Here is a 6,766-nt window from a genome sequence, read left to right on the forward strand (position 1 = left end):
TTTATTTCTATTACTAAAGTTAAGCACTCGTATGAGTGCTTAACATACTATAAACAATAAGATATTAGGAGGTAATATGAGAAAACAAACAGTAAATATGAAGTTGTATAAATATGATGAAGTGAAAGAAATTTTAAAACAGGCATTTACAGAAAAATTAGCATCACTTTTAAATCAAGGATATATTTTATGTTTTATCTAAAAAAATCAGAATTTTCATTAAAATTATATAGACAACGCTTTCATTATGATATATTATTTAGAATAAGGGGGAAGAAAGGGTGAATAATTATGGAATACATTTTAAATCTGCAAGAACTTAATACTAATTCTAGTCAAGAAGAAGTAGCTTTTGCTAGTTCTAATAGTCATTCATGTGCACTTTGCATTGTTAAACCTTAGTTTACGGATAAATTAATAGTTTAATTTTTAAGACAATTTCATTATTAAAATCCCCCTTTTAATTATATCGAGGTGATTATATGCATAGTATGGCAACTATAAATTTCATTGCTAATGAAAAATTTTATTTACCTATACGATTCTATAATTATGATAAAACATTTTTTAAAATTACTGAGAAAAATAATGTACATAATTGGCAAGCAATCAGGGATAGAATATTTATACAATATTCACCCAAAAAAGAAAAATTACCAGAGCATGGATGGAAAATACACGTTTCAGCATCTAAGCATAATAACAAGGAAATATTATCTATTGTATCTAAATATTGTTTTGATAATAATATCTCTTTTAAATTTTGGTTAGATGATTATATTTTTGAGCTAATGAACAACAAGAATGCTCAAAGAGGATCTTCTGGTAAATTTATGACGATATATCCAAGAAATAATGATGAATTTTTTGAGCATATAAAAGGTTTGGATATGTTACTAAAAAATTATGTTGGACCATACATACTTACAGATAGAAGATTTAATAATAATAAGGTGCTTTACTATCGTTATGGACAAATATTACCCAAAAGTAAAAGTGCTCTTATATACGGTCCAGATAATCAAATATTTGTTGATGATCGTTCTCCTGTTTTTAGAATACCTACATGGGTTAAAGATCCCTTCCCTATTTCACCTAATAATGAGCCTAAATATTTAGGAAAAAAATATAAAATAGAAAAAGCTATCAGATTCACTAATGCTGGAGGAACATATTTAGCATTGAATCTTACCAATAATGAAAAGGTTATAATAAAAGAAGCTAGACCATATACTGCAGAGTTTGGCAAAAATACTGATTCAGAAAAAATGAAAAAAAATGAATATAAACTTTTAAAATATTTTCAAACTCATTTTACAGATAATGAGTTTCCAAAGCCCATAGATATCTTTAAAGAATGGGAACACACTTATATAGTAGAAACCTATGTTCCAGGTGTAACCGTAAAGGAATATTTATTAAATAATAGTTATTTTGTAAAATCTAGACAAGGCTTAGATACTTTTAAAAATTATTTGAAAGAAATATTCATAATTATTAATAAAATAATAAAATTAATTAAAAAAGTTCATAAACATAATATATTAATTAATGATATAAGTCCAGAAAATATAATTTTGGATGAGAAGTTAAATCCTACTATTATAGATTTAGATGGAGCAATTAATCTAAATGAAGCAGGTGAAAAAATTCTAATCGGTACTAGAGGTTTTCATGATGAGAAAGATGTGAACTTATCGGTTAATCGAGATTATAAAAGCATAGGTTATTTAGCATTTAATATGTTGAGTCCAACAATAAATTTATCTACTATTGATGATAGTTTTATTGAAAGACATTTATTGTTTTTAAATAAAAAATTTAATATACCAATAGAATTTTGTAATTATATTAAAAACTTAGTATATTATGGATCTGTTAGTAATATATCTTTTATAGAAATGGAAAAGTTGATAAATAATATTAAATTTCCGGAATATTCTTTAACCTTATCAGAATTAAATATTTCAGACAAAATAATAAAAGCATACAATTTTATAGATGATAATAAAGTAGAAGACTTTGAATTAATGTTCCCTTCAAATCCATTTGCAAAAAACTATATAGGATTAGCATCTGGAACAGCAGGTGTACTTTTTTCAGTAAACAAAATAAAAAATCTTAATGCTAATATAAAAGTTGATGTTGAAAATATTAAAGAATTTTTGTTATATCAATATAATCTATATATGAATTCAGAGCAATTAGATTTTAGTTTATTAGATGGAACAGCAGGTATAATATGGACATTATTAGACTTAGATATCGAGGAACAAGAACATTCAGTAAATCCACTGATTAATTCATTATTAAAGAACGTTAAAAATTCTATTAATAATAAAGAAACAAATTTTTCAATTGAAGATGGTTTAGCAGGCAAAGCTCTTGCTTTACTGAAAAGTTATTTGATTTGTAATAATCAAGAATATTTATCTGTTGCTGAAAGAGTGTGTGACTGGATAATAGAGCAATTGTATAAAAAAGACCCTGTATATATTTCAAAAATTGGACTTAACAAGGGATATACAGGAATTGCTTTGCTTTTTTACTATATATATAAAGCTACTGGCCAAGAAAAATATTTTAATTATGGATATGAAATCTTATGTAAAGATTTATATGAATTTAAAGAAATAGAAAAATCATGGCTTTATCCGGAGGAGCGAAATAAAAAGACATCAATTTATTATCCTTATCTTTCTTCAGGTACGGCAGGGATTTTAGCTGTTTTCTTAAGGTATGTTAGTGAAAACTCTGATATTTTTGATGAAAAAATTTTAGAAAAATTAGTTAAAGGAATTGAATCACAATTCTCTGTTGATTTAAGTCTTTTTTCAGGGCTTACAGGATTAATAAATGTTCATTATGATATAAATTTCTTCATTAATGATTTTGATAATAAAAATACATTGTCATTATTAGATAATTTGCTCTCAATATTAAAAGAAAATGAAGATAATACATTAAATTTACCAGGACAGCTTATGTATAAATACGGCTGTGATTATAGTAATGGTGGTTCAGGTTTAATTGAATTAATGAATAGATTTAATAATAATGATCGTAATTACTATGTATTTATCGACAGTTATTTTGATTAAAGGAAGTGAAATAATGACTAAAGAAGGTTTTTGGAATAAAAACTTAATTTTATATTTACTCAGTCGCGCATTTCTTGCTTTTGGTAGTAACACTTATACATTTGCAGTATCGTTTTACATTATGTATTACACTGGTTCCGCTATATATTCGTCTATTAACTTAATAATTTTTACTCTTATATCACTATTATTCTTACCAGTAGCAGGTGTGATATCAGATTCTAGAAACAAGAAAAGTATAATTATCCTGGGTGAAGCACTTGATCCTCTTATATTAATAGGATTATTAGTCTATACATACTATTTTGGATTTAATTTAATCGCTTTGTATATTACTACGGCACTAATGACGATTACAGGATCTTTTGTTGGGAATGCTTTTCAGTCAGCGATTACTGCATTATTTAATGTTGATAAAGTTCAAAAAGTATATGGATACTCGTCTATACTAACAGAATCTGCATCACTTTTAGGACCCATTATAGCAGGTGCTTTAATTGGAATTTTTTCATTTGAAATAATGATTATGATTTTTATTGTATTTAATATCATCGCATTAAGTTTTGACTTTAATTTAAAATTTAAACAACAGAATCAGATTGAGGAAAAAAACGAAGAAATTTCGAGTATAAAACAATTCTTCAAAGATGTTTCGGGTGGAATTCAATATATTAAAGAGAGTAGCATCCTTAAAATGATTATAATCTATTTATTCTTTATAAACTTTGTTACGACAACAATTAGTATATTGCCTGCTAAGATGCTCATCAATATTTTAGAACTTAATTCAACTTTAGTAGGATTTTGTTATGCGGCATTATCTGTAGGTACTATTTTAGGTGGCATGATTATTAGTACGGTGAAAGTTTTTGAAAAGCCTTTGTCGATCGCTAAAATATTTAGCATGTTATTTGCGATTATTATTGCTCTGTTACCTTTACCAATATATTTAGAGTTAAGTGATATAGGAAATACTATTTTGATTTCATTATTATTTATATTAATTACTTTATGTGTTCAATTTGTTAATACACCTATCATGAGTTACTATCAAACAACTATTGATGATTCTATGAAAGGGAGAGTATTTTCTTTAATTTCTGTTTTCTCTATGATGACAATGCCAATAGGCTTTTTCATATTTGGTTTGCTCTATGACTTGGAGTTATATTTTGTAGTCAATATATTTGCTGGTTTTTTAACATTAATTGTAACTATTTTTTTACTTAAAACTAATATTATTAATGAAGCGAATGATGATTATCAATTAGAGATAAGAAAGGAGGAGTAAAAATTAACCTTGATTTACTTAAAAGAATGCATAGTATTGAAGCAATTCAATACATATCAATGAATAATAACTATGTTATTTATACTTCATTGATTGAGGGTAAATATACTGTTAATTCTCTTAGTTTAAAGACAAAGGAAAAAAAAGCTTTATTTTCTAGTAATAAAGTAATAAAGATAATCTCTTATATAAATAAAAATAATAATTTTATATTTGAAAAAAAAGATAATGAAACTTGCAATATATATATGTATAAAGATGGTAACATTCAAAATTTAACGCCCAATCAAAATTCATATTTTTTAAAATTAAACAAAGAAGATCAAATTTTATATTTTGAGTCTAATATTAGAGATGAAAAATATATGGATGTATACAGTTTAAATTTACAAACTGGAGAAATAAAACTTCATTTTAATAATATAAATAAAGATATTATATTATCTATTTCTGATAATGGTGAAAATATTATTTTAAGTAATTTAAAAAATAGTAATTCTAAAATTAAAATTGAAAATCTAAATAATAATTCTGTAAAAATTTTAGATGATGGAGTTCCACAATTTTTTATCAAAGATTGTCTGTATATCTTAACTACAGATAATCATAATTATCAATATTTAAAAGTGATTTGTTTAAATACATTAAAAGTTAAAAAAACTTATAAGCATCATTGGGACATTATATTAGCTATAAATTCACCTTGTAATAATTATTTGTCATATATCACTAATGAGAATGGTATTTTTAGATTAAATATTTATGATTTAACAAGTAATACCGCTTTAGATATGAGTTTTTTACCTAAAGGTACAATAAAGTCTTTAAGTTTTTCTGATGATGAAAAAAATCTAGTTGTTTTAATAGAAAAGAGTAATACTCCTGGAGATCTATATAATATAAATTTAAAGAAATACAGTATTACCAAGTTAACAAATGTTACTGGAATGACTAATGATAAGAATATCTTTATTGAAGGTAATCCTATAAAATATAAAAATAAAAAAGGAATAACAATATATGGTCAACTATATTTATCGAATAAAAGCAAATCTCCATTAATAATTCTGGTTCATGGTGGCCCTGGTGGGCAATTTATTTTAAATTTTGATATATTAATTCAATTTTTATGTTTAAGTGGATATTCAGTATTTGCTATAAACCATAGAGGTAGTAGCGGTTATGGTAAAGATTATCTAAATTCAATTGATGGAGAACATGGAATTGAAGACTTAAAAGACTGTATCGAAGCTAAAGATTATTTTAAAAATAATCCAAATATAGATTTAAGTAAAGTAGGTATAATCGGAATTAGTTATGGTGCAACTTTATCGTTATCATCACTTGCCTTTTTTCCTGGCACTTTTAGATTTGCTATAAATTTATTTGGAGTTTATAATTGGTTAAATTCACTAAAAAATTTACCAGAGTCTTGGGATAACTATAAATATATTTTTTATAGAAAAATTGGCCACCCTACTGAGAATCCCGATCATTTAAAAAGAATATCTCCTTACTACCATATATCGAATATTGATAGCCCGGTTATGTTTATTTCTGGTGGTAAAGATATACGTAATAACAAAGATGATTTAAATTATATCGTAGAAAAATTAAAAAAAAGAGTACCAGTTTACCATCTTAGCTATGAAGAAGAAGGTCATGGGCTAAATGAATATAATAATATAATTGATTGCTATACAAAAATATATACTTTTATTAGAGAATATTTTAATTAATTTTAAGTATGTTATTGAATTAAGTGTTATGCTCTTAATAAGAGTGTAGCACTTTTTACTTACAGTAGTATTACGTGTTGTTACTATTAGTAAAAATTCATACTTTATTTTATAAGTACATGATAGAAATGCGAATGCATTTCTTTAATCCGTTCGTTTTCACTCAGTTTTATTTTTCGTGTTTCGATGGATATTTATTTACTTTGCATACTAGCATCTACACACTCAAAATAATAAGAGTGGTAGAAAATATTTAAATTATTTAGATGATAGACTAAACTTAAATAAAGGTACGTATAAGTTAATAAATAATATTTCATGATATAATATTATTACTCTCTATTATATAAAAAATGAAAACGGAGGGATAAAAGTGAGAATTTTAAGTGAACTAAAAGTTAATAATCGGGTACTTAATATCGAGATACCTAATAATGTATTAAAAGCTTTAGATGTTAATGTGAATGATACAATACGATTTATAGAAGATAATAATAAGATATCTTTAGAAGTTAAAAAAGGAAACTTAGATATGGATAAAGTCAATTCCATTTTGAAAGAAGATGCTGATATTTTTAAAGCATTGGTAGATAGATGAAATATATATCAATAAGATAGAATAACAAAAACTTCTT

6 protein-coding genes are annotated in these 6,766 nt (G+C 24.8%); all 6 read left to right on the forward strand.

What is annotated here, in order from left to right:
* Positions 1-76: 76 nt before the first annotated feature.
* The 6 genes from HMPREF2767_RS08895 (at position 77) to HMPREF2767_RS02790 (ending at position 6,729) form a co-directional block, all read left to right on the forward strand.
* Positions 77-202 carry a hypothetical protein gene (locus HMPREF2767_RS08895; protein WP_256374317.1) on the forward strand — a complete coding sequence of 42 codons (126 nt, stop codon included), beginning with the start codon at positions 77-79 and terminating at the stop codon, positions 200-202.
* Positions 203-291: 89 nt separating this feature from the next.
* Positions 292-402 (forward strand): class III lanthipeptide, encoded by a 111-nt coding sequence (locus tag HMPREF2767_RS08925; protein ID WP_210388792.1) that lies wholly within the window; start codon positions 292-294, stop codon positions 400-402.
* Between the two features lie 80 nt (positions 403-482).
* Entirely contained in the window at positions 483-3,101 is a 2,619-nt protein-coding gene (locus HMPREF2767_RS02775) for a class III lanthionine synthetase LanKC N-terminal domain-containing protein (protein WP_070622551.1), read from the forward strand.
* 13 nt (positions 3,102-3,114) lie between these two features.
* Positions 3,115-4,392 (forward strand): MFS transporter, encoded by a 1,278-nt coding sequence (locus HMPREF2767_RS02780; RefSeq protein ID WP_070458437.1) that lies wholly within the window; start codon positions 3,115-3,117, stop codon positions 4,390-4,392.
* Positions 4,393-4,418: 26 nt separating this feature from the next.
* Complete coding sequence (locus tag HMPREF2767_RS02785) at positions 4,419-6,131, forward strand: alpha/beta hydrolase family protein (protein ID WP_070458434.1); 1,713 nt, start codon at positions 4,419-4,421, stop codon at positions 6,129-6,131.
* A 373-nt stretch (positions 6,132-6,504) separates the two neighbouring features.
* Positions 6,505-6,729, forward strand: a complete 225-nt coding sequence (locus HMPREF2767_RS02790) for a hypothetical protein (protein ID WP_070622552.1) — start codon at positions 6,505-6,507, stop codon at positions 6,727-6,729.
* Positions 6,730-6,766 lie beyond the last annotated feature (37 nt).

Origin of the sequence: Nosocomiicoccus sp. HMSC067E10, from assembly GCF_001810835.1 — a bacterium.
Lineage (GTDB): Bacteria > Bacillota > Bacilli > Staphylococcales > Salinicoccaceae > Nosocomiicoccus > Nosocomiicoccus ampullae_A.

Coding starts and splice junctions, on each gene's coding strand:
- HMPREF2767_RS08895 (WP_256374317.1), top strand. CDS start 77: ATGAGAAAACAAACAGTAAATATGAAGTTGTATAAATATGATGAAGTG.
- HMPREF2767_RS08925 (WP_210388792.1), top strand. CDS start 292: ATGGAATACATTTTAAATCTGCAAGAACTTAATACTAATTCTAGTCAA.
- HMPREF2767_RS02775 (WP_070622551.1), top strand. CDS start 483: ATGCATAGTATGGCAACTATAAATTTCATTGCTAATGAAAAATTTTAT.
- HMPREF2767_RS02780 (WP_070458437.1), top strand. CDS start 3,115: ATGACTAAAGAAGGTTTTTGGAATAAAAACTTAATTTTATATTTACTC.
- HMPREF2767_RS02785 (WP_070458434.1), top strand. CDS start 4,419: ATGCATAGTATTGAAGCAATTCAATACATATCAATGAATAATAACTAT.